Genomic DNA, 2,495 nt, shown 5'->3' with positions numbered 1-2,495 from the left:
ATGGCCGCTTCCGTGCAGAATGCCTGAACCAGCATTGGTTCCTGACCCTTGCGGATGCCCGCGAAAAGATGGAGGATTGGCGTAGATACTACAATCCTGTTTCATAACTCCCATCTTCCTATGTCATCGAAAGGAATAGATTTTCCTGATCTGGAGGCGATCCCGCGGGGTGGCGAGGGTTCTTCCGTACACGATCGAGAATCTGACGTGCTTGCGGGGTCGCGAGTTTGGAACGGCTGAAGATCCATGGGCCATCGGGTAGCGGATGAGCCCCCTTAATATCGCCAGCCTCGGCCGCCAGACGCAGCGTCTTTGGCGATATCCCGAGTAACTTCGCCGCACCGCCCAGATTAAGCCATGGCTCAACCCCGTCGATCTGCGGACGGAAGACCGGAATCTTGCGATATGACCTCAGCGCGGTGACCCGCTCCCGTGTCCAGCGATTGCCATTGCCGGTCGTCAGTCCGTTGCGATTGAGGACACCGGCAATCACATCATCATTGGCGATCAAGACGAGCTGTTTCACAGCGTCGACAATGTCGTCAGGGGTCGCATTTCTTTGGCCACGGTGTCGCTTCGGCAGGCGCAGTTCGGTGTGGACGCCTCCAACCCAATGAATGACGAGGACGATCTCAGAGGTTCCATCATCGAGATCGGCGACCACTTCATTGATGAGCGTGCGCACGATGCGCTTCTTCAGCCTTGCATCGGTTGTCGGCGCCGTCCAGACGGCGCGAAGGTTTCCCGCAAGTGCGGTTACCTGTGATGCGGACATGGGGAACGGATGCGGCGTAACTGTCCGATGTTTGGCAATCTTGGCCTCGATCTCACCGACGCCAGTCAGCGCCTTGTTCCAGCGTGCTTCCAGCTCCGACGTCACCAGCCTATTCTCCGGATCAGCCGCGTCATATTGCCGGAATGCCCGGTCGGCTACATAGCGTGCTGCCTCGAGGTCGCGCATCAGGGCATCCTGAACCTGATCGCGTTGGTTGGCCATATTGCGTTCCGCCTCGACGGCGGCGGCAATGGCTCCTGGCTCGACCACGCCGAGAAGTGCCTCTTCGATCGCGTCATCGACCCGCAGACCGCCGAAGGCGATGCAACGTGGTTCGCCGTTGTCGAGCAACCCTCGCCAACAGGAATAGCGCGGGATGTTATGGTTGGCTCCTGTGTAACGAACCGTCAGCTTCCGGCCGCACCTTTTGCAGCGGAACAGGCCGGCAAGCAGAGCGCCGCCATGCTTCGGCGCTCCATGATGGCGACTGGCCGGTACATTGTCGCTGACCATCTTGCGGATCTCCTCCGCCCGTTCCCAACTGATGTAACCTTCGTGCGCATCCGGGATCAGCGCCAGCCATTCATCACGCGCCTTGCGGCGAATTCCAGATCGGCCATCGTATCCTGGTACGGAACGACTCTTACCATAAGCATAAGCGCCGCCGTAGATCGGGTTCGCAATCATCCGGTGGATGGTGGCATAATTTGGCCTGCGCCAGATGACGTCACCGTTGGCGCACCTGACGGGCAGGTCCAATCCCTGCTCAAGGAACCATAGCAAGGCCTGCCGGGCACTCCCGAGTTCGGTGACCTTGTCGAAGACGAGTGCGATGGCTTCCTGGATGCGCCGATTGGGATCCTTCTCGATCCTGTCACCGGCCTTTACGAAGCCGGCCGGAACAGTGACGACGAGTTCACCGCGGCGAGCCTTCTCATAGCGGGCGGAAAGGGAACGCTGACGCAAGAGATCGAGTTCATACTCGTTGAGGCTGCCCTTCAAACCCAAGAGCAGGCGGTCGTTGCCCTGGCGGGGCGCATAAACTGCTTCCTGGTCGACCAGGACGGTATCGACAACGCGGCACATCTCGATGAGTTGCTGCCAATCGCGGCTGTTCCGGGCGAAGCGCGATACCTCACGCGCGGCCACGGCGCCTACCTTGCCAAGGCAGACTTCCGCCACCATCCGATCAAATCCAGCGCGGGTCACGCCGCCGGCGGCCGAACGACCAAGGTCGTCATCCACCGTCTCTATATGTGACCATCCAAGCGCTGCCAGACGGTCGCGCATGGCGTACTGGAGGGCGCTGCTCTCTCGATTGTGCAGAACCTGGTGAGCCGAGGACTGCCGAACATAGAGGATGGCCTTCCGCTCCAGATGATGCGGCGCGATCTTCTCATGCATCATGACCGGCCTCCTTCTGTTGGCAGGCATGTCCGCACTTTGCGTGATCGACGAACAGCCGCACGATGAGCACCGTCAACGCTTGGCGGGTCTCCTCCGGCAACTCCGACCATTGCGGCGTCCCTGCCGTCTTCCCCCGCTGCGGGGCCGAGAACAGATCGAACTGGCATGTCATGGGCTGGCGAGGCATGAACATCTCTCCGACTCGTTTCGTGAGAGACCGTGAGCGTACGGTGAGCTGTTTTTGCTGATCGGCCAAATCAGGCGATGTTCTGGCATTAGAACCAGCATTAGTGCTGACATTAATACCAGAACG

2 protein-coding genes and 1 pseudogene are annotated in these 2,495 nt (G+C 59.8%); 1 reads left to right on the top strand and 2 read right to left on the bottom strand.

What is annotated here, in order from left to right; genetic code table 11:
• A pseudogene (locus GA0061105_RS32040) lies at positions 1–95 on the top strand (integrase core domain-containing protein); the annotation flags it as partial.
• Positions 96–118: 23 nt separating this feature from the next.
• Here the strand turns inward: GA0061105_RS32040 and GA0061105_RS32035 are convergent.
• Both GA0061105_RS32035 and GA0061105_RS33725 read right to left on the bottom strand, forming a co-directional pair.
• Positions 119–2,182 (bottom strand): recombinase family protein, encoded by a 2,064-nt coding sequence (locus GA0061105_RS32035; RefSeq protein WP_011053488.1) that lies wholly within the window; start codon positions 2,180–2,182, stop codon positions 119–121.
• The coding region (locus GA0061105_RS33725) for a hypothetical protein (protein ID WP_245304465.1) at positions 2,172–2,495 on the bottom strand (324 nt) is incomplete at its 5' end. The genes GA0061105_RS32035 and GA0061105_RS33725, both read right to left, overlap by 11 nt.

This window comes from Rhizobium aethiopicum (assembly GCF_900094625.1).
GTDB classification, from domain to species: domain Bacteria; phylum Pseudomonadota; class Alphaproteobacteria; order Rhizobiales; family Rhizobiaceae; genus Rhizobium; species Rhizobium aethiopicum.
Note: the sequence above shows the minus strand (reverse complement) of the source record. Positions and strands in the feature narration are given on the sequence as shown.

What these genes read in the sequence shown, in the direction of transcription:
- GA0061105_RS32035 (WP_011053488.1), bottom strand. Translation starts at nt 2,182, where the DNA reads ATGATGCATGAGAAGATCGCGCCGCATCATCTGGAGCGGAAGGCCATC.